The sequence below is a fragment of the Mycobacterium sp. IS-1496 genome, assembly GCF_001499995.1.
Taxonomy (GTDB): Bacteria; Actinomycetota; Actinomycetes; order Mycobacteriales; family Mycobacteriaceae; genus Mycobacterium.
In genome coordinates this window covers 97,770-122,451 of record NZ_LQIU01000056.1, presented here as the reverse complement: position 1 = coordinate 122,451, position 24,682 = coordinate 97,770, and the positions used below count along the sequence as shown (strand labels likewise).

Here is a 24,682-nt window from a genome sequence, read left to right as displayed (position 1 = left end):
GCAAGCCGGGCCGGCGGCCGTCGAAGCTAATTGCTAAAGCAATCACCTGCTGCGGCGACGTCTCAGGGCAGGCGGGTGACCAGCTCCTCGACACCGACCCGCGGGCCCGTGAAGAACGGGGTCTCCTCGCGGACGTGGCGCCGTGCGTCGGTGGCCCGCAGATCCCGCATCAGGTCCACGATGCGGTGCAGTTCCGGCGCCTCGAAGGCGAGAATCCACTCGTAGTCACCCAGCGCGAACGCCGGCACCGTGTTGGCGCGGACGTCCTTGTACCCGCGCGCGGCCATCCCGTGCTCGGACAGCATCCGACGGCGCTCGTCGTCGGGCAGCAGGTACCACTCCAGCGACCGGACGAACGGGTACACGCAGATGTAGTTGCCCGGCTCCTCGCCCGCGAGGAAGGCCGGGATGTGGCTCTTGTTGAACTCCGCGGGACGGTGCAGCGCGACGTTGCTCCAGACCGGTGTGCTGGCCCGGCCCAGCGCGGTGGCGCGGCGGAAGTCCGAGTAGGTGGCCTGCAACGCCTCGACGTTGTCGGCATGGGTCCAGATCATGAAGTCGGCGTCGGCCCGCATCCCCGCGATGTCGTAGAGCCCACGGACCACGACACCGCGTTCCTCCTGCTGTTTGAGGAAGGTGGCGGTCTCGTCGACGATCGCCGCGCGCGCCTGCTCGTCGTACCCGAGCTCCCCCGGACGGACCGAGAACACCGAGAACATGAGATAGCGGATGGTGGAGTTGAGCGCGTCGAAGTCGAGCTTGGCCATGGCTCCTATCGTGCCACGCCCGAGGTGGCCAGCGACGCCACCGCCCGGTTCGCCGACGCGACGCAGGCGGGCACCCCGATGCCGTCCAGATAGCCGCCGGCCACCGCGACGCCCTGCGGCAGACCGGCCCGCAGTTCGGCGATGAGGCCGGCGTGGCCGGGACCGTACTGCGGCATCGCGTCGATCCAGCGTTGCACCAGCGCGTCGACGGGTTCGGTGTCGATGCCGAACACGGTCGCCAGGTCGGCCGCGGCCCACCCCAGCAGATCGTCGTCTCCGGTGCTGCGCGCGAGATCGTCGCCGAACCGGCCGTAGGACAGCCGCAGGAGTTCGGCGTTGCCGCGCCTGCCCCATTTACGCGACGACAGCGTGATCGCCTTCGCCCGGAGTCGCTCGCCCGTCGCGACCAGCACGCCGGACTGCTGCGGCAGCGGTGTGCCACCGGGCAGCGCCAGCGCGACCACCGCGGCCGAGGCCACCGGTATCCGTCGCGCGGCGGCCGCGGTGCGCGGGGCGAAGTGTTCGACCAGCCGCGGCAGCCGCGGGGCGGGCACCGCCAGCACCACCGCATCGGCCGGCCAGCGGTTGCCCTCGTCGTCGACGACGTCGACGCCCCGGCCCACCGGCTCGACCCGTTCCACGCCCACCTGGGCCCAGTGGATGCCGCCCTGGTGACGCAGTGCGTCGAGCAGGACCGCGTACCCGCCGTCGACCGCTCCGAAGACCGATCCCGGCGCCGGCGGCGGAAGCGCCTCACGCACGGCCTCGGTGAGGTTCCGCGCGCCGCGGTCCAGCGCCGCGGCCAGGGTCGGGGCGGCCGCGCGCAGGCCGATCGACGCGGCCGATCCGGCGTAGACGCCGCCCAGCAGCGGATCGACCGACCGGGCCACCACCTGCTCGCCGAACCGGTCGGCCACCAGTTCGCCCACGCCCGGGTCGGCGCCCGGACGCCAGCGCAGCGGCCGCATGGGTTCGTCGGTGATCCGGGCGATCGTCGCATCGTCGACCAGCCCGGCCATCGACAACGCCCCGGACGGGATGCCCTGCAGGGTGTGCTCGGGCATCGGGTGCAGCCTCGCCTGGCTGAAGATGAGCGGCCGCGCACCGGTGGTGCCGATCTGACGGTCCGCCAGCCCCAGTTCGGCGAGCAGCGCCGGTATCTCGGGCCGCCGCGCCACGAAGGCCTCGGCGCCGACGTCGAGCACCTGCCCGCCGACGCGTTCGGTGCGCAACACGCCGCCGAGGCGGTCCGCCGGGTCGAACACGGTGATCGTCGCGTGCGGCCCAGCGGTCACCCGCAGCCGGTAGGCCGCCGCCAGACCCGAGATCCCGCCCCCGACAACGCAGTACGTCGCGCTCACAACGAATGCACCAGCTCCACCGTGGCCGTCACGATCTCCGGGTCCGTCGCGGGCAGCACGCCGTGACCGAGGTTGAACACGTGCCCCGCCGCGCCGGCGTCCACCGCGCGTCGGCCGTCCTCGACCACCGCCCGCACCGCGGGCTCGACCACCGACCAGCCGGCCAGCAGCACCACGGGATCGAGGTTGCCCTGCAGCGCGCTGCCCCGTTCGACCCGGCCCGCGGCGTCGGTCAGCGAGGTGCGCCAGTCCACGCCCACCACACCGGGGGTCCCGGCTGCGGCGACGGCCTCGGACATGGCCCCGAGCAGTTCGGCGGTGCCCACACCGAAGTGCGTCATCGGCACCCCGGCCGGCGCGAGCGCCTGAAACACGCGGGTGCTGTGCGGCAGCACGTAGGCCCGGTAGTCGGCCAGCGACAGCGTGCCCGCCCACGAGTCGAACACCTGCAGGGCGTCGACGCCGGCGTCGACCTGCGCCTGCAGGAAGGCGATCGTCACGTCGGTGAGCGCCGACATCAGGGCGTGCCAGGTGTCGGGCGCACCGAGCATCATCGCCTTGGTGTGCTCGTGGTGCTTGCTCGGACCGCCCTCCACCAGGTAGGAGGCCAGCGTGAAGGGGGCACCGGCGAAGCCGATCAGCGGGACGTCGCCGAGCGCCGCGGTGAGCATCCGCACCGCCTGTTCGACGGGTTCGACCGTCTGCCGCTCGAGAGGCCTGATCGCGGCGACGTCGGCGGCGGTCCGCACGGGATGGTCGATCACCGGTCCCACGTCCGGCACGATGTCGAGCGCGATGCCCGAGGCCCGTAGCGGGACGACGATGTCGGAGAACAGGATCGCGGCGTCGACGCCGTGCCTGCGCACCGGCTGCAGCGTGATCTCGGTGATCAACTCGGCGTCGAAGCAGGCCTGCATCATGGTGTTGCGTGCCCGTAGCGCCCGGTACTCGGGCAGTGACCGCCCCGCCTGCCGCATGAACCACACCGGCACCCGGGCGGGTTTGCGGCCGCGGGCGGCGGCGAGATAGGGCGAGTCGGGCAGTTCACGGCGGGTGTTCATCGCCCCCAATGCTGCCACGACCGACAACCGCCCGCGGCTGCCCGGATCACCATCAGGAGTCGATTCGGCGCGCCTGCGTGCAGGCGGGGCGGAATGGTCTAGCGTCACCCGCGTGACCACCGCCGAACCGGCTCAGTTCCGTGCTGCGGTGGCGGCGATGAATGCCACCACCGTACGGCCGGAGATCGAGCTGGGGCCGATCCGCCCACCACAGCGGCTGGCGCCCTACAGCTACGCACTGGGCGCCGAGATCCGGCATCCCGAGACCGCGATCGTGCCCGAACGCTCCGAAGGTGACGCCTTCGGCCGACTGATCCTGCTCCACGACCCCGAAGGCGCCGAGGCGTGGGATGGCACCATGCGTCTGGTGGCCTACATCCAGGCGGACCTCGACTCCAGCGAGGCGGTCGACCCGCTGCTGCCCGAGGTGGCCTGGAGCTGGCTGGTCGAGGCGCTGGACTCCAGGTCCGAGCAGGTCACCGCGCTGGGCGGCACGGTCACCGCCACCACGTCGGTCCGGTACGGCGACATCTCCGGTCCTCCTCGCGCGCACCAGCTGGAACTGCGGGCGTCGTGGACCGCGATCACGCTGGACCTCGGCCCGCATGTGGAGGCTTTCTGCGAGGTGCTCGAGCACGCCGCGGGGCTGCCTCCCACCGGGGTGACCGACCTCAGTTCCCGCACCCGCGCGTGAGATGAGCGAGACGCCGAACACGGACCTCGACGGCCCCGATCAGCAGGACGCCGGCACCGATGCGGCGGCCACCCCGCTGCTCACCCCGGCCGACGGGGTGCCCGACCTCGCGGTGTCCACCGACGAGATCCTCGCCGCCGCCGAACTGCTCGCCGGGGGGCACGGCCCGTTCGCGATCGACGCCGAGCGCGCGTCGGGTTTCCGGTACTCCAACCGGGCCTACCTGGTGCAAATCCGGCGCGAGGGTGCGGGCACGGTGCTGATCGACCCGGTCAACCACGGCGAGGATCCGACCATGGTGATGGCCCCGGTCGCCGACGTCCTCGACACCGACGAGTGGGTGCTGCATGCCGCCGATCAGGATCTGCCGTGCCTGGCCGAACTGGGCATGCGGCCGCCGAAGCTCTACGACACCGAACTGGCCGGCCGGCTGGCCGGCCTCGCCCGCGTGAACCTCGCGACGATGGTCTCCGAACTGCTCGGGCTGCAGTTGATGAAGGGTCACGGCGCCGCCGACTGGTCCAAGCGTCCGCTGCCCGACGAGTGGCTCAACTACGCCGCGCTCGACGTGGAAGTGCTGCTGGAACTGCGCGACGCGGTCGGCGCGGTACTCGACGACCAGGGTAAGACCGACTGGGCCGCACAGGAATTCGAGCATCTCCGTACCTACGAGGCGACGCCCACCCGCCGCGACCGGTGGCGCCGCACCTCCGGTATCCACAAGGTGCGCAACCCGCGCGCACTGGCGGCCGTGCGGGAGTTGTGGACGACGCGCGACCACATCGCCCGCAGACGCGACATCGCCCCGGGCCGCATCCTGCCCGACGCCGCGATCATCAGCGCCGCCACCGCCGACCCGGACAGCGTCGAGAAGCTGACCGCGCTGCCGGTGTTCGGCGGCGCCCGGCAGCGTCGCAGCGCGCAGATCTGGCTCGACGCGCTCGACCGGGCGCGCCACAACCCCGATCCGCCCGACACGGCCGAACCCACCAACGGGCCGCCCCCGCCGTCGCGGTGGGCACGCCGCAAACCCGAGGCGGCCGCGCGCCTGGAAGCCGCCCGCGCCGGCCTGTCCGCGCTGTCGGAGCGGGTCTCGGTGCCGTCGGAGAACCTCGTCACCCCGGATGTGGTGCGCCGGCTGTGCTGGGACTGGCAGCCGGTCAGCGACATCGCCGTCGCGGTCGAGGAGTTCCTGGTGGCGGCGGCGGTGCGCCCCTGGCAACGGGACCTGGTGGTGCCGGTGCTGACCGCGGCGCTCGCCCCCGGCACCGCCGAGTGACCCGATCGCGTTTGAGTGATTGACGAACCGGGAACCGCCGAGGGGTGAGTACCACCGGAACGCCGACCGACTCCCCCGGCACCTCTGCGGAGCTGCTTCTCGGGCCCGCCCTGCGACACGTCGGCGAGACCACGGCGGTGGTCTGGGTGCAGACCGACTGCCCGGCGACGGTCACCGTACTCGGTTGCAGCACAAGGACTTTCCAAGTGCAAGAACACCATTACGCACTGGTCACCGTCACCGGCCTGGCACCGGATTCGGCAACCGAGTATCAGGTGCACATCGACGGCGAACTGGCGTGGCCGCTCCCGGACAGTCCGTTCCCGCCCAGCGTCATCCGCACCCGCGGACCGGTGAGCACCGAGCGGTTGCGCGCGGTGTTCGGTTCCTGCCGGTACCCCAAGACCGGTGTCGAGGAGATCGACGAGAAACTGGGCGCGGACGCGCTCGACCGGTATGCGGACCGGATGGCGAGACTGCCGGTCAGTGAATGGCCGGATCTGCTGATCCTGCTCGGCGATCAGGTCTACGCCGACGAACTCACCCCCGAGGCCCGCAGGCATCTGACGGGGCGGCGCCGGCGGCGGGCCAAACACGGACAGCGCCCGCCCGACGAGGTGGTCAGCTTCGGCGAGTACGAGGGCCTCTACCGGCATTCGTGGTCGGACCCGGAGATCCGCTGGATCATGTCCACGGTCCCGACGGCGATGATCTTCGACGATCACGACATCCGCGACGACTGGAACACCTCCGCGGCCTGGCGCGCCGAGATCAGCGCCGAACCGTGGTGGCGTGACCGCATCCGGGCCGGCCTGGCCTCCTACTGGGTGTACCAGCACATGGGCAACCTCAGCCCGGCCGAACTGGAGGCCGACGAGGACTACCAGAAGATGAGCCGCGTCGACGGCGACGTGTGGCCCGTCCTGGTCGAGATGGCCGACCGCGCCGACGCCGAAGTGGACGCCAACAAGGGCGTACGGTTCAGCTACCGGTGGGACTTCGGGCGCAACCGCTTCATCATGATGGACTCGCGCAACGGCCGGATCCTCGACTCCGGCGAGCGGATGATGATCGGCGAACGGGAGTTCACCTGGCTGGAGGACCAGGCCGCCGACGGGATCGAGCAGGTCGACCACCTGGTGCTCGGATCCTCGGTGCCGTGGCTGATGCCACCGGCGCTGTCCGATCTGCAGACCGTCAACGAGATCTCCGCCGATCGCCCGGGCTGGCGCGGCGTCCCCGCCGAGAAGATCCGCCAGGGCGCCGATCTCGAGCACTGGCCGGCCTTCATGAAGTCGTTCCTGCGGTTGACCACGATGATCCGCCGGGCGGCGACGCATCCGGACGGTCCGGCGACGGTCACGGTGCTCTCCGGCGACGTGCACCACAGCTACGCCGCGAAGGCCGCCCTCACCGGCGTCGGCGACGATGCGGCCACCGTCCACCAGTTGGTGTGTTCACCGGTGCACAACTATGTGCCGTCGTATGTGAAGCCGGCGTTCAGGCTCGGCTGGTCGCGGCGACTCGCCCCGGTCATGCGGCGGTGGGCCAGGCGGCACGGATCGCCGGAGCTGACGGTCAACTGGACCAACACTGCCGGGCCGCTCTTCGGGAACACCATTGCGACACTGGCGCTCTCGGGCCGTCAGGCCGAGGTGCTCTTCGAACAGCCCGACTCATCGACCGAACTCCGCGAGGTCGCCCGCGTCCCGCTCGGGGGACGCAGGCCGACCGTCAGTCCAGTCGCTCGCTGACTTCCGCGTCGGCCGGCGTGGCGCCGAGGGCGGCCACCCAACCGGTGATCTGCCGGGAGATGTTGCGGTCGGTCAGACCCACGTCGGCGAGAACCTCACCGCGCGAGGCGTGGTCGTAGAACCGCTGCGGCAGTCCCATGTCGCGGCACGGCACGTCGACCTCGGCGTGGCGCAGCGCTGCCGACACCGCTGAGCCGATCCCGCCGTGCAGGCCGTTGTCCTCGACAGTGACCACCAGCTTGTGAGCGGCGGCCAACTCGGTGAGCACGGCCGGCACGGGAAGCACCCAGCGCGGGTCGACGACGGTGACACCGATGCCCTGCTTGCGCAGGCGTTCGGCCACGGTGAGCGCCATCGAGGCGAACGGGCCGATCGCCACGAGCAGCACGTCGTCGGACAGGCCGTCGGCGGGCTCGGCCAGCACGTCGACCACGCTATGTCGACGCAGCGCCGGAATGTCCTCGCCCACATCACCTTTGGGGAACCGGATCGCGGTGGGGCCGTCGTTGACGTCGAGCGCCTCGCCGAGTTCCTCACGCAGCCGCGCGCCGTCGCGGGGGGCGGCCACCCGCATCCCCGGCACGATGCCCAGCACCGACAGATCCCACATGCCGTTGTGGCTGGCCCCGTCCGGGCCGGTGACCCCGGAGCGGTCCAGCACCAGTGTGACCGGCAGCTTGTGCAGGGCGACGTCCATCATCAGCTGATCGAAGGCGCGGTTGAGGAACGTCGAGTAGATGGCCACCACGGGGTGCAGGCCGCCCATCGCCAGGCCCGCCGCGGACGTCATCGCGTGCTGTTCGGCGATGCCGACGTCGAAGAAGCGGTCCGGGAACCGATCACGGAATGCGGACAGGCCGGTGGGGCCGGGCATGGCGGCGGTGATCGCGACGACGTCGCGCCGTTTGGCGCCGTAGTCGATGAGCGCCTCGGAGAACGACGACGTCCACCCCGGCGCGGCGACCTTCGTCGCTCGGCCGGTCGCGACGTCGATGACGCCGCACGCATGCATCTGCTCGGCCTCGTCGTTCTCCGCGGGGGCGTAACCCATGCCCTTGCGGGTGACGACGTGCACGATGACCGGGGCGTTGAAGCCGCGGGCGTGGCGCAGCGCCGACTCGACGGCGTGCTCGTCGTGGCCGTCGATGGGACCGACGTACTTGAGGCCGAGGTCGGTGAACATCACCTGCGGCGACAGGGCGTCCTTGATGCCCGCCTTCACGCTGTGCATGCACTGGTAGCAGAACTCACCGATCACCGGCAGCCCGCGAACGGCCTTGCGGCCTTCCTCGAGGACGCGTTCGTACCCGGGCTGCAGGCGCAGCGCGGCCAGGTGGTCGGCGAACCCGCCGATGGTGGGCGCGTAACTGCGGCCGTTGTCGTTGACGACGATCACCACGGGGCGGCGGGCGGCGGCGATGTTGTTCAACGCCTCCCAGCACATGCCGCCGGTCAGGGCGCCGTCACCGACGACCGCGACCACATGACGGTTGCGGTGCCCGGTCAGCTCGAAGGCCTTGGCCAGCCCGTCGGCGTAGGACAGCGCGGCGCTGGCGTGGCTGGACTCGACCCAGTCGTGCTCGCTCTCGCTGCGCGACGGATAGCCCGACAGGCCGTCCTTCTTCCGCAGCGTGTCGAACTCGTGGGAGCGTCCGGTCAGCATCTTGTGCACGTAGGCCTGATGGCCCGTGTCGAAGATGAGCGGATCGTGCGGCGAGTCGAAGACCCGGTGCAGGGCGAGCGTCAGTTCGACCACGCCGAGGTTCGGGCCCAGATGCCCGCCGGTGGCAGCAACCTTGTGGATGAGGAACTGGCGAATCTCCCCGGCCAATTCGCTGAGCTGAGACTGCGAAAGGTGCTGCAGATCGGCGGGACCGCGGATCTGTTCAAGCATTCCGTCAGTCTACGCACGGCCTCCGGCGTCAGTCGCGTCGAGACTGGTACACGTCGGGCACTCCGTCACGGTCCAGATCGAGCGTCTCCTGCTCGTATATTGCCCGGTAGTGGCGGTTGCGAGCCCTCAGCAGCACCGCGGCGAGCAACGCCGCGACCACGGATCCGGTGAGCACCCCCACCTTCACAAAATCGTCACGATCCGACCCCAGACCGTAGGCGAGGTCGCCGATGAGCAGCGACACCGTGAAACCGATCCCGGCCAGGATGGAAATTCCCAGGACGTCGATCCAGCGCAGCGCGGAGTCGAGATTGGCGCGGGTGACCGCCGTCAGCACCCGGGTGGTGAGGTAGATGCCGACGGGCTTGCCCACCACCAGGCCCAGGATGATCCCGAGCGTGATCGGATCGCTCAACGCCGTGGTCAGCCCGCTCAGCCCGCCGAGGGCGACGCCGGCGGCGAAGAAGGCGAACACCGGTACCGCGAAACCCGCCGACACCGGGCGCAGACGGTGTTCGAAGTGCTCGGCCAGCCCCGGCCCGGCATCGGGGCCGCCCGCGGCCGCGCTGCGCACGACCGGGACGGTGAACCCGAGCAGGACACCCGCGACGGTGGCGTGCACGCCCGATTCGTGCATCAGCACCCAGGTGGCCACGCCGAGAGGCATCAGCAGCCACCAGGCCCGGAACCGCCGCTGCACACAGAACCCGAACAGCGCGAGCGGAACGAGCGACAGACCGAGCGCTGTGAGATTGATCTCCTCGGTGTAGAAGATTGCGATGACGGACACCGCGAGCAGATCGTCGACGACCGCGAGAGTCAGCAGGAAGGTGCGCAGCGCGGCGGGCAGATGGGTGGAGATCACCGCCAGCACCGCGACGGCGAACGCGATGTCGGTGGCCGTGGGGATGGCCCAACCGCGGGTGGCGCCGTCGCCCACGTGGGCCGTGACGGCCACGAAGATCAGCGCGGGCACCACCATGCCGCCGACCGCCGCGGCCATCGGCAGCGCCGCCCGGGCCGGGTCGCGCAGATCGCCCGCGACGAACTCGCGTTTGAGTTCGAGACCCACCACGAGGAAGAAGATCGCCAACAGCCCGTCGGCCGCCCACGTGCCCAGCGTCAGGGTCAGGTGGAGGCCGAACGGCTCGGCCCCGATCTCGAGGTCGCGCAACGCGAAATAGGACTCCGCCCACGGGGAGTTGGCCCACACCAGAGCGACGGCCGATGCCACCAGCAGCACCGCTCCGCCGACGGTCTCCTTGCGCAGGATCGCGGCGATCCGCGTCGTCTCCGACCAGGATCCCCGGGACAGCACCGAGCGTCGGGCTTGCGGGACGGGCTTGTTCGTCAAATCGGCCTCACCAATGGTCAAGGTTCATCACATCGCCGCCGACCAGACTTCCCGGCACACCGGATCCGATCCTATTCGACTGTGGCCCCCGTGTGCCCACCCCGGGCGGCCGCTGTCGGTAGGTTTGACGGCGGAGTGCCGGGAAGTCGGTCGGCATCGCGATCCGTACTCACCCCAATGCGGTTGAGCAGGTCGATTCGCCGACGGAAGGTGTGTCATGAGTCTGGTTCGGTCGACCGGCACCGGGGCGGCGCCCGCTCCCCCGCGCGGCGAACTCATCTATCTGGTCGCGCCCGCGGGGAATCCGAATTACGGCGACGACTTCATCGTGCGCGCCTGGCTCAGCCATCTGGCGACCCACCGCCCGGACGCCGACGTGGTGGTCGACTGCCACACTCCCGGGCAGGCCTCGGTGCTGCTGCGGCGGTGGCATCCGCGGGCCACCTTCGTCGACACCGTCTGGCGAATCTGCTTCGAGACCATGAACCTCGCGACCGACGCGGCCGTCACGATGGCCGGCGACGTGGTCGGTGATCCCGGACGGATGCCGAGGATCGCGTCGGGAATCGAACTGCTCGCCCGCGCGGACACGGTGCATCTGGTCGGCGGCGGTTACGTCAACACCGTGTGGCCACACCACCTCGCGCTGCTCGCCTCCGCCACGGCCGCCGTCGCACTGTCCGGGGGACGCGCGGTGGCCACCGGACAGGGTCTGCTCCCGGTCGGCGACTCGTCACGACTGTCGCTGTTGCGCCAGTTGTGTGCGGAGTTCGCGTTGTTCGACGTGCGCGACCGGCCGTCCCACGACGCCATCGGCGCGGCATCGCTGTCGGAGACGGGTGACGACGCCTGGCTGGGTCTCGGCGACGACGGGGTCTACGACCGCACGTCCGCCGCCGCCGACCGGCCCTACGTCTTCTGCATGCAGTCCGATCTGATGGACGACTTCGCCGGCGGGGCGGGAATCGACGGGCTCGCCGAAACGGTGCGCCGACTGGTCGAGCGATGGGATATCCGTGGCGACGAGGTGGCGTTCGTCGAGGGCATTCCCGGCGCGGACCGAGTGGTGTTCGACCGGGTCGGACATCTGCTTCCCGGTGCGCAGTTCGTGCCGTTCACCGACGTCTGGAACCGCGGACTCCCCGCCCGATCGGGCCAGATCTGGGTGAGCACCCGTTTCCACCACCACCTGGTGGCGGGTGCGGCCGGCGCGAGCGGCCTGGCGCTGTGCGGCCGCAGCGACTACTACCCCGTCAAGCACCGGTCCCTCGTCGATGCCGGAAGCCCGTGGCACACCACCGATGACTACGACCTGCCTGCGGATCCCGTGGGCACGGGCGGATTCACCGCGCAGACGGTCGCGACACTGCGGAGCAGGAAACGGGCGCTGGCGACCGATCTGTATCCGGCGACGCCGGCGCGTCGAACCCACCGGACGCTACGACGATTGCTGGGAACCTGACCCGGCCGGAGCCGCGAACTCGTCACACCCGACCTCGTCACCGTCGTGCGAGCGTCGCATTCGACCAAAGCGCCGCCGACGCGTGTCCCATCAGCAGCTTGGCGTAGAACACCGGCCCGAACCACGGTGCGGTGCGCGACGGTCCCAGCCCGGCGTCGAGCGCCACCCCGGCGGCCGTCAATGCCACGCCCAGCGGCTGCCGCAACCCCGTCGCCCGCCGAAGCACCCATGTCGCCGCGAGCAGGTAGCCGTAGTCGGCCAGGGCCCAGCGCCACCGCCTGCGGCCGCCGCCGTCGATCCAGGCCAGCACCAGCGGATGCACGTGGGCGAGCGCGAACCGCAGATGGTCGGCGTCGGTCTGGCCCGGCCGCTCGTACCAGCGCGCGCACGCCACGGTGTTGTTGGCCCACGCGCCGCCCCACAGGTCGACGGCCGCCACCACCAGAAGGGTGCGTTTCGCCGCGTCGAGCCGGTCGCCGGCGAGCCGGGGTGCCAGGCATCCGCCGAGCGCGGCGACGCCGAGGATCGTCGCCGTACCCGCCGGTGTGGTCTCCTCACCGACGAACTCGAGCCACGCCGAGCGCAGAGCGGTCACCGGGTCAGCACCGCCACGCATTCGACGTGGTGGGTGAGCGGGAACGAGTCGAACACCCGCACCTCCTCGACCGTGTATCCGGCGCGCAGGTACAAGCCGACATCGCGCGCGAAAGACGCTGCCTCACATCCGATGTGGATGATGCGCGGCACCCCTGCGGCACTGACCGCGTCGATGATCTCGCGTCCGGCGCCCGCGCGCGGCTGATCGAGCACCGCCACGTCGGCGGCGCCGCGCTCCGCCGCGAGTGCCCGGCGCACCGAATCGGTGACCACCGACACCTGGGGCAGGTCGGCCAGCGCAGCGCGCGCCGACCGGCCCGCCGCCCGCGACGTGTCCACGGTCAGCACCCGGCCGCCGTCGCCCACCTGGCCGGCCAGCGCCGCGGCGAAAACCCCTGCGCCACCGTAGAGATCCCACGCCGTCTGCCCGGGACTCAATGCCGCCCACTGCGCGACGAGCTCGCTGTAGCGGCGCGCGGCGTCGCGGTGGGCCTGCCAGAACGCGGTCACCGGCACCCGCCACACTCGTTCGCCCACGCGCTGGGTGGCCTCGTAGGTTCCCGACACCACCGTCGTCGGCGCGCCGCGTCCCGCGCGCGGCCCGCTCGCCACGATGTGGCGGGCGCCGTCGTCGTCGAGGGCGACGTGGACGTGCGCACCCGGCGGGAACCGCAGCAGGTGCACGTCGTCGAGAAGTTCCGGCGGCAGCTGCGCGCACCGCAGATCGGTGACCAGTTCGGCGCTGTGGTACCGGTGGAACCCCGGTGCGCCGTCGGGGCCGGTGTCCAGCCGGACCCTGGTGCGCCACTGCGTCGCGGCGCCGTCGCCGATCGCCTCGGCGCTCGCCTGGTCCTCGTCACACCACTGGTATCCGCCCAGCCGGGCCAGCTGGTTGGCCACCACGGTGCCTTTGAGCCGTCGCGCGCCCTCCGGCGTGACGAACGCCAGATCGCAGCAGCCGGCCCCGTCGACACCGGCGATCGGGCACAGCGACGGAATCCGGTCGGGCGAGGGTTCCATCACCTCGACGACGTCGGCATGCCAGTAGGACCCGCGGTCGGACTGCACCCGGACCCGCACGGTCTCTCCCGGCAGGGCATGCCGGACGAACACCACCCGGCCGTCGTGCCGCGCGACGCAGCTGCCGCCGTTGGCGGGAGCGCCGGCCACGAGGACGAGTTCGGTTGTCGCGCCGTCGGATCCGCTCACTCCAGGAATCCCCTTCGGGCATCTCCCGGCGCGGACTGCGGCTGCAGGGTCTTCAGCCGTTCGGACGAGCTCAGCTGCCACGGAACCGACGTCACCATAACGTTGGGCATGAACAGCAGCCTGCCCTTGAGCCGCAGCGCACTCTGGTTGTGCAACAGCTGTTCCCACCAGTGTCCGACGACGTACTCGGGGATGAACACGGTGACCACCGTGCGCGGCGACTCCTTGGTCACCCGCTTGACGTAGTCGAGCACCGGGCGGGTGATCTCGCGGTAGGGGGAGGCGATCACCTTCAGCGGCACGGTGACGTCGCTGTCCTCCCACTGGTGTACCAGCGCGCGGGTCTCCGCATCGTCGACACTGACGGTGATGGCCTCGAGCACGTCGGGTCGGGTGGCCCTGGCGTACGCCAACGCGCGCAGGGTCGGCAGATGCAGTTTGGACACCAGGATGATCGCGTGGTTGCGGCTGGGCAGCACGATGTCCCCGCCCTCGGCGGCCTCCTGCTCCTCGAGTTCCCGCGACACCGTGTCGTAATGCCTGCGGATCGACTTCATCAGCACGAACAGACCCACCATCGCCAGGATCGCGATCCACGCGCCGGTCACGAACTTCGTCACCACGACGATGACCAACACCGATCCGGTGCAGGTCAGCCCGATGCCGTTGATGACCCGCGACCGGACCATCCTGGCGCGCACCGCCGGATCGGTCTCGGTGCGCAGCAGCCTGGTCCAGTGCCGCACCATGCCGATCTGGCTCAGTGTGAACGAGACGAACACCCCGACGATGTAGAGCTGGATCAACGCCGTCACCTGCGCCTGGAAGGCGATGACGAACGCGCTGGCGGCGAGCGCCAGGAACAGGATGCCGTTGGAGAACGCCAGCCGGTCACCGCGGGTGTGCAGCTGCCGGGGCAGGTAACGGTCCTGAGCGAGAATCGAACCCAGCACCGGGAAACCGTTGAACGCCGTGTTGGCGGCCAACACCAGGATGAGCGCGGTGACGCCCGCGATCAGGTACAGGCCCACGGGGAAATCGTGGAAGACGGCGTCGGCGAGTTGGGCGATCAGTGTCTTCTGCTCGTAGCCTGCCGGAGCGCCGATCAACTGCTCCGCGGGGTGTTCGGCGATCTTCGCGCCCGTCTCCTTGGCCAACAGGATGATGCCCATGAACAGCGTCACCGCGATCACCCCGAGGAGCAGCAGAGTGGTTGCCGCGTTGCGGGACTTGGGCTTCCGGAACGCCGGCACTCCATTGCTGATGGCTTCCACACCCGTCAGCGCCGCACAGCCGGACGAGAACGCCCGGGCGACCAGGAACACCAGGGCGAACCCGAGCACGTCACCGTGTTCGGTGGCCACCGCGAAGTCGGCCGACTCCGCCCGCAGGGGTTCGTCGAGGACGTGGATCTGGAACAGCCCCCAGGCCAGCATGATCGCGATTCCGACCATGAACGCGTAGGTCGGTATCGCGAAGGCGGTGCCCGATTCCCTGATGCCGCGCAGGTTGATCGACGCGAGCAACAGGATCGCCGCCACCGCGAACAGCACCTTGTGCTGGGCGATGAACGGCACCGCCGACCCGATGTTGGACATCGCCGAGGACATCGACACCGCCACCGTCAGGACGTAGTCGACCAGCAGCGCGCTGGCCACCGTCAGCCCGGCGGTGCCGCCCAGGTTGGTCGTCACGACCTCGTAGTCACCGCCGCCCGACGGATAGGCGTGCACGTTCTGCCGGTAGCTCGCGATCACGATGAGCATCACGCCGGCCACCGCGAGGCCGATCCACGGCGCCATCGTGACCGCGCTCATCCCGGCGATCGAGAGCACCAGGAAGATCTCCTCCGGGGCGTACGCGGTCGAGGACAGCGCGTCGGAGGCGAAGACCGGCAGCGCGACCCGCTTGGGCAGCAGCGTGTGAGACAGCCGGTCGGAGCGGAACGGCCGCCCGAGAACCAGCCGCCGCGCCGCGGTAGAAAGCTTGGACACGAGGTCCAAGGGTATGCCCAGTGACGCAGGGCTGTAGCGTTCCGGTTGCGGAGTTTCGCCACTGTCCTGGCAGCGGCTGAGCCGAAAGGAACCGCACGTGCATGTAGTGGTGATGGGATGCGGTCGGGTGGGGGCCTCCCTGTCCGACAGCCTGTCGCGGATCGGTCACGACGTGGCCGTCATCGACCGGGACCCCACCGCCTTCCACCGGCTCAGTCCCGAGTTCGCGGGCGAGCGGGTGCTGGGCATGGGCTTCGACCGGGACGTGCTGTTGCGCGCCGGCATCGAGGATGCGAGCGCGTTCGCCGCGGTGTCCTCGGGCGACAACTCCAACATCATCTCGGCGCGGGTCGCCCGGGAGACGTTCGGCGTGGAACGCGTGGTGGCCCGCATCTACGACGCGAAACGCGCCGCGGTGTACGAACGCCTCGGGATTCCCACCGTCGCCACGGTGCCGTGGACCACCGACCGACTGCTCAACGTGCTGACCCGGGAGACCGAGACCACCAAGTGGCGCGACCCGTCGGGCAACGTCGGGGTGGCCGAGCTTCCGCTGCACGAGGATTGGGCGGGCCACCGCGTGACGCAACTGGAGACGGCGACCGGAGGCCGGGTGGCGTTCCTCATCCGCTTCGGCAGCGGCGTGCTGCCCGACCCCAAGACCGTCATCCAGGCCGGCGATCAGGTGTACATCGCCGCCGTGGCCGGCCACATCGCCGAGGCGATGGCGATCAGCGCGCTTCCGCCCGGTGAGGACGAGTCGTGAAGGTCGCCATCGCCGGGGCCGGCGCCGTCGGCCGGTCCATCGCCAGGGAACTCCTCGAGAGCAACCACGAGGTGACCCTGCTCGAACGCAACCCCGACCACATCGACGTCGACGCCATTCCCGCCGCGCACTGGCGGCTCGGCGACGCCTGTGAGATCTCCGTGCTGGAGTCGGTCCACCTCGAGGAATTCGACGTGGTGATCGGCGCCACCGGCGACGACAAGGTCAATGTGGTGGTGAGCCTGCTGGCCAAGACCGAGTTCGGGGTGTCGCGGGTGGTCGCCCGGGTCAACGACCCGCGCAACGAGTGGCTGTTCGACGAGAACTGGGGCGTCGACGTCGCGGTGTCGACACCGCGGATGCTGGCGTCACTGGTCGAGGAGGCGGTCGCCGTGGGTGATCTGGTGCGGCTCATGGAGTTTCGCAAGGGGCAGGCCAACCTCGTCGAGATCACGCTGCCCGATGACACGCCGTGGGGCGGTAAACCCGTCAAACGCCTCGAACTGCCCCGGGATTCGGCGCTCGTCACGATCCTTCGCGGTGCGCGGGTCATCGTCCCTGAGGCCGACGAACCGCTCGAAGGCGGCGACGAGTTGCTGTTCGTCGCGTCCGCCGAGGTCGAGGACGAGCTGAGCCGCCTGCTGCTCAACAAGGGGCAACGCTGAGGGTCACTCGGTCCGGGTGTCAGCGGTGGGGTGTTCCTGCGGCGGCACGGGGGCGTGCAGGGCCCGCTGGGCGCTGCGGATCGCGAAGTAGGTCACCAGGGCGGCGAGGGCGGTCAACGGCCAGCCCATCGCGATCCGCGCGACACCCAGCCACCCCGTCTGATCGGCGTCGTAGAGGTGGTGCTGGACGACGAAGCGGGACAGGAACACCGCCACCCAGGTCGCCGTGGCGACGTCGAAAGCCCGCACCGCCGTGCGGATTCCGCGCCAGTCGTCGCTGTGGCCGTTGATCCAGCCCCAGATGTAGCCGACGACGGGACGCCGGATCACCACCGACAGCGCGAAGACGCTCGCCCAGAACAGCGACATCCAGATCCCCAGCAGGAAGTACCCCTTGGACTCGCCGACCAGGTAGGCGATGAGCGCGCTGAAGCCCACGCCGATGAACCCGGAGATGGCGGGCTGCACGGTGTCCCGGCGCACGAGACGCCACACCAGGATCAGCGCCGCGACGCCGAGCGCGGCCGCGATCGCGGGGACCAGGCCCGCGACGGAGGAGACGGGTACGAAGACGACGATGGGCAGCGAGGAGTAGATCAGGCCGCTGACCCCGCCCATCTGGGCGAGGATCGCCTGCGCGCCGGTCGGCCTGTCCGGTTCGGCGGCCTCGTCGGATCCGGTGACCGGGTCGCTCACTTCTGGATTTCGTAGTGCGGGTTGTAGATCGCCTTCGTCCCGTTCTCGAGTTTGCCGACCCGGCCGTGCACCCGCAGGGTACGGCCGGATTCGATCCCGGCGATCCGCCGCTGTCCGAGCCACACCAGCATCACCGAATCGGTGCCGTCGAACAGTTCGGCGCGGACACCGCCCGCACAGCCCTTGGAGTTCGTCTCCACGCTGCGCAGCGTGCCGACCATCGTGACTTCCTGCCCGCGCTGACAGTCGATCGCCTTCTGGGCGCCGGTGTGCGCGGCTTCGTCGCTGAGCTCCTCGACGTCGAGTTGCTCCGGGTCCTCCGTCAGACGTCGGGTGAGCCGACGCAGATACCCTTCGGCCGTAGCCATGGCCTCTCCTGACCTTTCGCAGATCCACCGTGGACCCGCACTCAATCCAACGCCACGGTAGACCCGTTGGTTCCCTTATGCCATGCGGGGTTGACCGCTCCGCGCGGTTCTAACCGTGCCTGATCCGCGGGCAGTGCACGATCGTGTGATGACGGTCGATCTGCGCGGTGTGACGACGGTGCTGCTGCCCGGAACCGGGTCCGACGACGACTACGCCTACCGGGCGTTCTCCCCCGCCCTGCACGAGGCCGGCGCGGTCGTCGTGACCCCGCCGCCGCAGCCCCACCGGCTGGTCGAGGGGTACCGCGACGCACTCGACGAGGCCGCCGCCGCGGGTCCGGTGGCGGTCGGCGGCGTGTCGATCGGTGCGGCGGTCGCCCTCGAATGGGCGCTGTCCCATCCCGGCGCCGCGGTCGCCGTGCTGGCGGCGCTGCCCGCGTGGACCGGTTCGCCGGTGACGGCGCCCGCCGCGATGATGGCGCGGTACTCGGCGCACACATTGCGTCGCGACGGGCTGGTGGCGGCGACGTCGCAGATGCGCGCGTCGAGCCCACGCTGGCTCGGTGAGGAGCTGACCCGATCCTGGGTGGCGCAGTGGCCGGCACTGCCGGACGCGATGGACGAGGCCGCCGGCTACATCGCGCCGACGTGCGCGCAATTGGAGGCGCTCGCGGCGCCGATGGGCGTGGCCGCGGCGACCGACGATCCCGTGCACCCGCTCGAGGTCGGGATGGAGTGGGTGTCCGCCGCGCCGTGCGCGGCGCTGCGCACGGTCACCCTCGACGAGATGGGCGCAGAACCCGCCGTGCTCGGTGTCGCCTGCCTGGCGGCCCTCGCGGAGGCCTGCGACCGCCCGTAGCCGCCCCGCTTCAGTCGGAGAACGCGAACCAGCAGATGCTGTTGCGCCGGGCCTGGTCGTCGAGGACGAGTTCGCGGACCTGATCGGGAAGGCGCGCCCGCTGCCAGTCGCGTTCGGCGCGGCCGGCGCGGCGATCGTCGGGATGCGCGCTCCGCACGGCTTTGATCGCGTATGCCGCGGCGCCGAGGTCGTGTTCGGCGACGTGTCCGACGCACGCGGCCTGTCCGGCTGCGTAGGCGGCGAAGCGAGCCGCACCCTCGAGGGGCCGGGCCGCACCCATGGCGTGTCCACCCTGCGCGCGTGCCCGCATCATCGGCAGATCGCCTCGCGCCCACGCCCTGGCGGCCTCCACCGCGCGCCGCGGCCGCGGATCGTCGGGCCGCTCCGCCTCGAAGTGACCGAGCACGTGCTCGGCACAGTCGGCGGCCCACAGGGCGAGCAGCCGGTGGTGGTCGTCGGTCAGCGTGCCGCCGCGGCGCACGGTCACCAGGCGGAGGTCGCGGACCTGGGGCAGGATCACGACTCGGCCCGGTCGCGGAGGCGACGGTCCAGCTCGTGCACCAGCAGGCCGACCCCAGTCGTGCCGGCGTCGATCCGCGGGTAGCGGCACAGGACCGCGATGAGCAGGGGCGTCGCGAGGTCGGCGAGGTGTCCGGCCGGGTCGTCCGCGCACGGCGCCTCATCGGGGCAGAGCTCGAAGACGCGCAGCGTGTGCGCGGAGGCGCGCAGGATGTGGTTGACCTGAACCGCGTCCGCCAGCGGATGCAGGTATGCCGACGCGGCGGCATCACCCGCGGCCATCGCCGCATGAAAGGCAACCGGCGACGCCGAGTCCTTCGCAGCGCGGTGCGCCGCGGTCGCCGTCACCCGCTGGGCCCGTGATCGTCGGTCGCCCCCGGCGAAGGCGGCAGCGGCGTCGAGCGCGGCGCGCGGCCTGTCGTCCTCGGGTCGGTGCGTTTCGAAGAATGGCAGCACCTGCACCGCCGAGCTGACGGCGAAGCCGGTCACCGCCCTCAGCTCGGCCATGGTCAGGTCGAAGTCGGGCATACGCGTGTCGGACGCCTTGCCCCGCAACACCTAGCCGCCGGTGATGGTGCGCAACTGCTGCATCGCCGAACCCTGGGCGCTGCGCCGTGCCGCGGGCTGCGGTGGCGGAGGGGGCGGCGCCTGCTGCTGCTCGGGCTGCTGGCCCTGCTGCGCGGCGGCGGCGGCCCGCAGCTGGGCGGCCATCGGCTCGGGCAGCTGCACCGCCAGCGGCGTGCGCACCGGCAGTGGGGTGTCGCCACGCCGAACGACGGTGTCGCGCAGGGCTTCCCGTGCCTCGGCGGTGAGGGCGTCGATGCTCTCGGCGACCCCGTTGACGACACAGCGGATCATCCAGCGGTAGCCGTCGACGCCGATGAACCGGACCATGCCGGTCGCCGTGCCGACCACCTCGCGGCCCCACGGACCGTCCTGGATGCTCACCGAGGCGCCGTCTCGGCGCAGCGAGTCGGCCAGCTCGCCGGCCACCTCACGCCACAACCCCGCGGATTTCGGCGCCGCGTAGGCGGCGATGGTGAAGCGGCCGTTGGGTGTGACCACCCACACCGCGCTCGGCACGCCGGCCTCGTTGAGCTCGACCTGCACCTGGCCGGCGGCGGGCATCGGCACCAGTACCGAACCCAGGTCCAGCCGGCCCTGCACGGCCACCTCGGGATCGTCGAAGTCGTCGATGTCGAACGGACCGTCGAGGTCCTCTTCGCCCGTCGGTTCGACGACGGGTCCGGCGGTCGGCTCCGGGGCCGGCTCACCGATCTTGTCGCTGCTCTTGCGTTTTCCGAATGCCATCACAAACTCGCATGTCCGCCGGAGGATCCGTGGCCGCCTTCGCCACGGGTGGTCTCTGCCAGCCCGGCTTCGTCGAACGACGTCACCTCGACCAGCTCAGGTAGTTCCACCCGCTGCACCAGCAGCTGGGCGATGCGGTCCCCGCGCCGGATGACGATCGGCGCGTGCGGATCGAGGTTGATCAGCGACACCTTGATCTCCCCTCGATAGCCGGCGTCGATCGTCCCCGGGCTGTTGACGATCGAAAGCCCCACGCGCGCAGCCAAACCCGACCGCGGATGAACCAGGCCCACCATGCCGTGCGGAATCGCCACGGCGATCCCCGTCGGCACCAGCTCCCGCTGCCCCGGGGCCAGTTCGACGTCGCGGGCGCTGAAGAGGTCGACGCCCGCGTCACCGTCGTGGGCCCTGACGGGCATCGGTAGCTCGCGGTCCAGACGCAGGACCGCCAGAGAGGTGGACACGACGTCACAGATTACTCTGAGGCGCGTGTCCGACACGCGCGCAACCACCCAAACGGTGCGCTACCGCGAACGGCTCTCGGTGCCGTGGTGGTGGTGGCTGCCCGGGCTCGGGCTGGCGGCACTGATCGCCTACGAGGTCAATCTGGGTGTCGAAGCCCTGCCGGACTGGGTGCCGTACGCGGTGCTGCTCCCGGTGGCCGCCGTCATCCTGACGTGGTTCGGCCGTGCCGAGATCCGCGTGGTCGCCGGCCCTGAGGGCGACACCGAACTGTGGGTCGCCGACGCACACCTGCCGGTCAGCGTCGTGGCGAAATCGGCGGAAGTGCCCAAGACGGCGAAGAGCGCGGCGCTCGGGCGCCAACTCGACCCGGCCGCCTACGTCGTGCACCGGGCCTGGGTGGGCCCGATGGTGCTGCTGGTCCTCGACGATCCCGAGGACCCCACGCCCTACTGGCTGGTGAGCACCCGCCACCCCGAACGGGTGCTGTCCGCGCTGGGCCGCTGAGGCCTCAGGCCGCGCAGTCCGAGCAGATCATCATGCCGTTCTTCTCGCTGGCGAGACGGCTGCGGTGGTGTACCAGGAAGCAGCTCGAGCAGGTGAACTCGTCGGCCTGCTTCGGGATCACCCGGACGGAGAGTTCCTCCCCGGACAGGTCCGCGCCGGGCAGCTCGAAATTCTCGGCGGTCTCCGACTCGTCGACGTCGACGACCGCCGACTGCGCCTCGTTGCGCCGGGCCTTCAGTTCTTCGAGCGAGTCTTCGGAGACATCGTCGGTTTCGGTACGCCGTGGGGCGTCGTAGTCGGTAGCCATCGTCTTGTCCCCTCCGGTGAGCCTTGCAGCAGTGCTTTGTACCAGCGTCGAACGCATTCCCCAAACGATTCGTGCCCGTTACCACCCCGAGACTGGTGTGATTTACATCACATTGTGTCGGCCTTGGTCAGCCGACCGCAAGTGACCAGCGGCGCGGGGGGCTCTACAGTGCATGGGTGGTCTCGAGCATCACCGAAGGCACCGCGTTCGACAGGCACGGTCGCCCCTTCCGCCGGCGTAACTACGTGCCCGGCCTCCTCACGATCGGCGCACTCGCGGTCGTCGCGTTGGTGGTGTGGGTGATGGCCCTGAACCAGCCGACAGCCGTGCGCGAGGCCGCGGTCTGCAACCCGCCGCCACCGGCACCGGCCACCGAGCCGCCGCCGCCGGTGCTCGGTAAGCAGGTGGCACGCACCGACATGATCGACGTCACCCCGGCGAAACTGGCCGACACCAGGATCCGGGTGCTCAACGCCAGCGGTATGGGCGGTCAGGCCGGTGAGATCGCGGGCGAACTGCGCGATCTGGGGTTCGCGCAGCCGGAGGCGGCCAACGACCCGATCTACGTGACCGCGCGCCTGCAGTGTCAGGGTCAGATCCGGTTCGGCCCGTCCGGCCGCGCCGCGGCCGCCGCGGTGTGGCTGGTGGCGCCGTGCACCGAACTGTTCGAAGACGAGCGGCCCGACCCCACCGTCGATCTGGCCATCGGGACCGACTTCGCCGAACTGACCGCCAGCGACGACATCGACGCGGTGCTGGCGAGCCTGCGCCCGGACGCCACCGCCCCGGCAGATCCCGAACTGCTCAAGCGGATCCACACCGGCACCTGCTGAGAGGTCAGGGCCGCACCCCGGCGCTGCGCAGCGCATCGTCGAACTCGCCCGCGATCCCGGGGGCGGCGGCGACGACCAGCCCCGCCCCGCCGACCGCGCCTGCGGGTGTGGGCAGCGACACCGTCGCCCCGGCCTCGGCGGCGACCAGGGCCCCGGCCGCCCAGTCCCAGACGTTGACGCCGTCCTCGTAGTAGGCGTCCAGCTGTCCGGCCGCGACCATGCACAGATCCAGCGCGCACGAACCGATCCGGCGCACGTCGCGCACGCGGGGCATCAGGTCGACGAGCAGTTCGGCCTGCCTGCGCCGGCGTTCGGGGGCGTAGGCGAACCCGGTGCCCATCAGCGCCATCGCGAGCCGCTCGGGCGCGTTGCAACGCAACGGGCGCACCGTGCCGTGGCGACGCAGCTGCGCCCCCTGTCCGCGCGCGGCGCTGTACACCGCGCCGGCGGCGACGTCGGCGACCGCACCGGCCACCGACTCGCCGTCCCGCTGGACGGCGACCGACACCGCGTACGCCTCGATGCCGTAGACGAAGTTGACCGTGCCGTCGATCGGGTCGAGCACCCACGTCAGCTGACCGGCGCCCGCGTCAGCGGCACCGCCCTCCTCCTCGCCGAGGATGTGGTCGCCGGGCCGGTACTCGGCGAGGCGGTCCCGCAGCAGACGTTCGGTCTCGGTGTCGACGACCGTCACCGGATCGGTCGGTGTGCTCTTGGCGGCCACCGCACCCGCGAGGGCGCCACCGGAGTCGGCGCCGAACACCTCGCCGCGCCGGGTCCGCACGAATGCGGCTGCCTCCGCGGCCAACTGCTCGGCCACCTCACGCAACACCACCGGATCGTCGTCCATCCCGACATCGCATCACGTCGGCGCGCAATTGTCTCCGCCGGTTGCCCCGACCGCAGCCCGCGCCCCTCGCGTTGCCACTAGGGTGTTGGGACGCGTACCGCCGGGCCGCCACTGTGAGGAGCGCTGATGACCGCCACCGATTCGCCCGTCGCAGATCCGGACGCCGCCGGCGGGGACGTGCGCCGCGGATTCGGCATCGACGTCGGGGGCAGTGGGGTCAAGGGCGGGGTCGTCGACCTGGGCACCGGTCAGCTGATCGGCGAGCGGTTCAAACTGCCCACCCCGCAGCCCGCCACGCCCGACGCCGTCGCGAAGACCATCGCCGCCGTGGTCAAGGAATTCGGCTGGACCGGCAGGCTGGGCGTGACCTACCCGGGCGTGGTCACCAGCGGTGTCGTGCACACCGCGGCGAACGTCGACAAGTCATGGCTGGGCGTCAACGCCCAGGAGATCTACAGCGCCGCCCTCGACGGGCAGCAGGTGACGGTGCTCAACGACGCGGTCGCGGCGGGGCTCGCCGAGGAGCGGTTCGGCGCGGGCCGCGACAACACCGGCGTCATCGTGTTGCTGACCTTCGGCACCGGAATCGGCTCGGCGGTCATCCACAACGGCATCCTGCTGCCCAACACCGAGTTCGGTCACCTCGAGGTGGGCGGCAAGGAGGCCGAGCACCGCGCCGCGTCGTCGGTCAAGGAGCGCAAGGGCTGGACTTACGAGCGCTGGACCCAGGAGGTCACCAGGGTGCTCGTGGCGATCGAGAACGCGATCTGGCCCGATCTGTTCATCGCCGGCGGCGGGATCAGCCGCAAGGCCGACAAATGGGTGCCGCTGCTGCAGAACCGCACACCGGTCGTGGCCGCCGCGCTGCAGAACTCCGCCGGAATCGTCGGCGCGGCGATGGCCGCTGAGGTGGACGTCACAGCTACCAACCGGTAACCACGTCGTCGCGGCTCGCCCGGGGCGCCGATTTCGCCGCTCGGCACGGCGTCGCCCCACAGTGTCGTTACAATGGACGTCGGCGGCCGCCAACCGAATAGCGGCAGATATCCGAGTTGAGATCACGCCGACATTCGACATAGCCGACATTTCGGGTTGGTGCCTGCTCCCCACATC

Annotated in this window: 26 protein-coding genes; 10 read left to right on the top strand and 16 right to left on the bottom strand. The window is 70.7% G+C overall.

All coding sequences use genetic code 11. The annotated features are described in order from the left end of the window. Positions 1 to 62: 62 nt before the first annotated feature. From hemQ to hemE, 3 genes are read right to left on the bottom strand one after another with little or no spacing between them, the layout of a single operon-like run. Positions 63 to 767 carry a hydrogen peroxide-dependent heme synthase gene (gene hemQ, locus AU195_RS22150; RefSeq protein WP_059097187.1) on the bottom strand — a complete coding sequence of 235 codons (705 nt, stop codon included), beginning with the start codon at positions 765 to 767 and terminating at the stop codon, positions 63 to 65. Positions 768 to 772: 5 nt separating this feature from the next. After that, the gene (locus AU195_RS22145) at positions 773 to 2,128 is read right to left on the bottom strand and encodes a protoporphyrinogen oxidase (RefSeq protein ID WP_059161168.1); all 1,356 of its coding nucleotides are present in this window, start codon (positions 2,126 to 2,128) and stop codon (positions 773 to 775) included. Beyond that, positions 2,125 to 3,189, bottom strand: a complete 1,065-nt coding sequence (hemE, locus tag AU195_RS22140) for a uroporphyrinogen decarboxylase (protein ID WP_059161167.1) — start codon at positions 3,187 to 3,189, stop codon at positions 2,125 to 2,127. Before hemE ends, AU195_RS22145 begins: the two co-directional genes overlap by 4 nt. 73 nt (positions 3,190 to 3,262) lie before the next feature. Between hemE and AU195_RS22135 the strand changes: the two genes are divergently transcribed. From AU195_RS22135 to AU195_RS22125, 3 genes are read left to right on the top strand one after another with little or no spacing between them, the layout of a single operon-like run. Beyond that, positions 3,263 to 3,883, top strand: coding sequence for a DUF3000 domain-containing protein (locus tag AU195_RS22135; RefSeq protein ID WP_172800685.1), 621 nt, complete (start codon positions 3,263 to 3,265; stop codon positions 3,881 to 3,883). Between the two features lies 1 nt (position 3,884). Then, positions 3,885 to 5,162, top strand: a complete 1,278-nt coding sequence (locus tag AU195_RS22130) for an HRDC domain-containing protein (RefSeq protein WP_059161166.1) — start codon at positions 3,885 to 3,887, stop codon at positions 5,160 to 5,162. A 44-nt stretch (positions 5,163 to 5,206) separates the two neighbouring features. Further along, positions 5,207 to 6,916 carry an alkaline phosphatase D family protein gene (locus tag AU195_RS22125; protein ID WP_059161165.1) on the top strand — a complete coding sequence of 570 codons (1,710 nt, stop codon included), beginning with the start codon at positions 5,207 to 5,209 and terminating at the stop codon, positions 6,914 to 6,916. Here AU195_RS22125 and dxs read toward each other — a convergent pair. Both dxs and nhaA read right to left on the bottom strand, forming a co-directional pair. Then, the gene (gene dxs / locus AU195_RS22120) at positions 6,897 to 8,810 is read right to left on the bottom strand and encodes a 1-deoxy-D-xylulose-5-phosphate synthase (RefSeq protein WP_059161164.1); all 1,914 of its coding nucleotides are present in this window, start codon (positions 8,808 to 8,810) and stop codon (positions 6,897 to 6,899) included. The two genes, AU195_RS22125 and dxs, sit on opposite strands and share 20 nt — an antisense overlap. Positions 8,811 to 8,838: 28 nt before the next feature. Next, positions 8,839 to 10,164, bottom strand: coding sequence for a Na+/H+ antiporter NhaA (gene nhaA / locus AU195_RS22115; protein ID WP_059161163.1), 1,326 nt, complete (start codon positions 10,162 to 10,164; stop codon positions 8,839 to 8,841). 217 nt (positions 10,165 to 10,381) lie between these two features. Between nhaA and AU195_RS22110 the strand changes: the two genes are divergently transcribed. After that, complete coding sequence (locus tag AU195_RS22110) at positions 10,382 to 11,626, top strand: polysaccharide pyruvyl transferase family protein (protein ID WP_059161162.1); 1,245 nt, start codon at positions 10,382 to 10,384, stop codon at positions 11,624 to 11,626. Positions 11,627 to 11,663: 37 nt separating this feature from the next. On the opposite strand, the gene AU195_RS22105 is transcribed toward AU195_RS22110, so the two are convergent. Genes AU195_RS22105 through AU195_RS22095 form a run of 3 tightly spaced genes read right to left on the bottom strand, consistent with a single transcriptional unit; the run spans position 11,664 to position 15,426 of the window. After that, on the bottom strand, positions 11,664 to 12,221 hold the full coding sequence (locus AU195_RS22105; protein ID WP_059161161.1) for a hypothetical protein: 558 nt from the start codon (positions 12,219 to 12,221) through the stop codon (positions 11,664 to 11,666). Then, the gene (locus tag AU195_RS22100; protein WP_059161160.1) at positions 12,218 to 13,432 is read right to left on the bottom strand and encodes a class I SAM-dependent RNA methyltransferase; all 1,215 of its coding nucleotides are present in this window, start codon (positions 13,430 to 13,432) and stop codon (positions 12,218 to 12,220) included. The genes AU195_RS22105 and AU195_RS22100 overlap by 4 nt, the downstream gene beginning before the upstream one ends. Further along, positions 13,429 to 15,426: an APC family permease gene (locus tag AU195_RS22095; protein ID WP_059161242.1), complete on the bottom strand. Its 1,998-nt coding sequence runs from the start codon at positions 15,424 to 15,426 to the stop codon at positions 13,429 to 13,431. The genes AU195_RS22100 and AU195_RS22095 overlap by 4 nt, the downstream gene beginning before the upstream one ends. A 97-nt stretch (positions 15,427 to 15,523) precedes the next feature. Here AU195_RS22095 and AU195_RS22090 point away from each other — a divergent pair, with 97 nt between their 5' ends. Then, positions 15,524 to 16,192, top strand: a complete 669-nt coding sequence (locus AU195_RS22090) for a potassium channel family protein (protein WP_172800679.1) — start codon at positions 15,524 to 15,526, stop codon at positions 16,190 to 16,192. Continuing rightward, positions 16,189 to 16,857, top strand: coding sequence for a potassium channel family protein (locus AU195_RS22085; RefSeq protein WP_059161159.1), 669 nt, complete (start codon positions 16,189 to 16,191; stop codon positions 16,855 to 16,857). Before AU195_RS22090 ends, AU195_RS22085 begins: the two co-directional genes overlap by 4 nt. Before the next feature lie 3 nt (positions 16,858 to 16,860). Here AU195_RS22085 and AU195_RS22080 read toward each other — a convergent pair whose 3' ends face one another. Both AU195_RS22080 and AU195_RS22075 read right to left on the bottom strand, forming a co-directional pair. Then, complete coding sequence (locus tag AU195_RS22080) at positions 16,861 to 17,553, bottom strand: DUF3159 domain-containing protein (protein ID WP_059161158.1); 693 nt, start codon at positions 17,551 to 17,553, stop codon at positions 16,861 to 16,863. Continuing rightward, on the bottom strand, positions 17,550 to 17,921 hold the full coding sequence (locus AU195_RS22075) for an OB-fold nucleic acid binding domain-containing protein (protein ID WP_059097201.1): 372 nt from the start codon (positions 17,919 to 17,921) through the stop codon (positions 17,550 to 17,552). Before AU195_RS22075 ends, AU195_RS22080 begins: the two co-directional genes overlap by 4 nt. A 148-nt stretch (positions 17,922 to 18,069) precedes the next feature. Between AU195_RS22075 and AU195_RS22070 the strand changes: the two genes are divergently transcribed. Then, a complete protein-coding gene (locus AU195_RS22070) occupies positions 18,070 to 18,780 on the top strand; it encodes an alpha/beta fold hydrolase (protein ID WP_059161157.1) in 711 nt (236 codons plus the stop codon). 10 nt (positions 18,781 to 18,790) lie between these two features. On the opposite strand, the gene AU195_RS22065 is transcribed toward AU195_RS22070, so the two are convergent. The 4 genes from AU195_RS22065 to dut are packed head-to-tail and all read right to left on the bottom strand — an operon-like array spanning position 18,791 to position 21,074. Beyond that, positions 18,791 to 19,300: a putative immunity protein gene (locus AU195_RS22065; RefSeq protein WP_059161156.1), complete on the bottom strand. Its 510-nt coding sequence runs from the start codon at positions 19,298 to 19,300 to the stop codon at positions 18,791 to 18,793. Further along, the gene (locus AU195_RS22060) at positions 19,297 to 19,827 is read right to left on the bottom strand and encodes a putative immunity protein (RefSeq protein WP_059161240.1); all 531 of its coding nucleotides are present in this window, start codon (positions 19,825 to 19,827) and stop codon (positions 19,297 to 19,299) included. The genes AU195_RS22065 and AU195_RS22060 overlap by 4 nt, the downstream gene beginning before the upstream one ends. Before the next feature lie 30 nt (positions 19,828 to 19,857). Beyond that, entirely contained in the window at positions 19,858 to 20,610 is a 753-nt protein-coding gene (locus tag AU195_RS22055; protein WP_059161155.1) for a DUF3710 domain-containing protein, read from the bottom strand. Then, complete coding sequence (gene dut, locus AU195_RS22050; protein ID WP_059161154.1) at positions 20,610 to 21,074, bottom strand: dUTP diphosphatase; 465 nt, start codon at positions 21,072 to 21,074, stop codon at positions 20,610 to 20,612. The genes AU195_RS22055 and dut overlap by 1 nt, the downstream gene beginning before the upstream one ends. 25 nt (positions 21,075 to 21,099) lie before the next feature. Between dut and AU195_RS22045 the strand changes: the two genes are divergently transcribed. After that, positions 21,100 to 21,579, top strand: a complete 480-nt coding sequence (locus tag AU195_RS22045; RefSeq protein WP_059161153.1) for a DUF3093 domain-containing protein — start codon at positions 21,100 to 21,102, stop codon at positions 21,577 to 21,579. A gap of 4 nt (positions 21,580 to 21,583) precedes the next feature. Here the strand turns inward: AU195_RS22045 and AU195_RS22040 are convergent, their stop codons facing one another. Next, on the bottom strand, positions 21,584 to 21,886 hold the full coding sequence (locus AU195_RS22040) for a DUF4193 domain-containing protein (protein ID WP_059092940.1): 303 nt from the start codon (positions 21,884 to 21,886) through the stop codon (positions 21,584 to 21,586). Positions 21,887 to 22,062: 176 nt separating this feature from the next. Here AU195_RS22040 and cei point away from each other — a divergent pair, with 176 nt between their 5' ends. Continuing rightward, the gene (gene cei / locus AU195_RS22035; protein WP_059161152.1) at positions 22,063 to 22,719 is read left to right on the top strand and encodes an envelope integrity protein Cei; all 657 of its coding nucleotides are present in this window, start codon (positions 22,063 to 22,065) and stop codon (positions 22,717 to 22,719) included. A gap of 4 nt (positions 22,720 to 22,723) precedes the next feature. Here the strand turns inward: cei and AU195_RS22030 are convergent, their stop codons facing one another. Further along, positions 22,724 to 23,569 carry an inositol monophosphatase family protein gene (locus AU195_RS22030; protein ID WP_059161151.1) on the bottom strand — a complete coding sequence of 282 codons (846 nt, stop codon included), beginning with the start codon at positions 23,567 to 23,569 and terminating at the stop codon, positions 22,724 to 22,726. A gap of 126 nt (positions 23,570 to 23,695) precedes the next feature. Between AU195_RS22030 and ppgK the strand changes: the two genes are divergently transcribed. Further along, positions 23,696 to 24,505, top strand: coding sequence for a polyphosphate--glucose phosphotransferase (gene ppgK, locus AU195_RS22025; RefSeq protein ID WP_059161150.1), 810 nt, complete (start codon positions 23,696 to 23,698; stop codon positions 24,503 to 24,505). Positions 24,506 to 24,682: the final 177 nt, after the last annotated feature.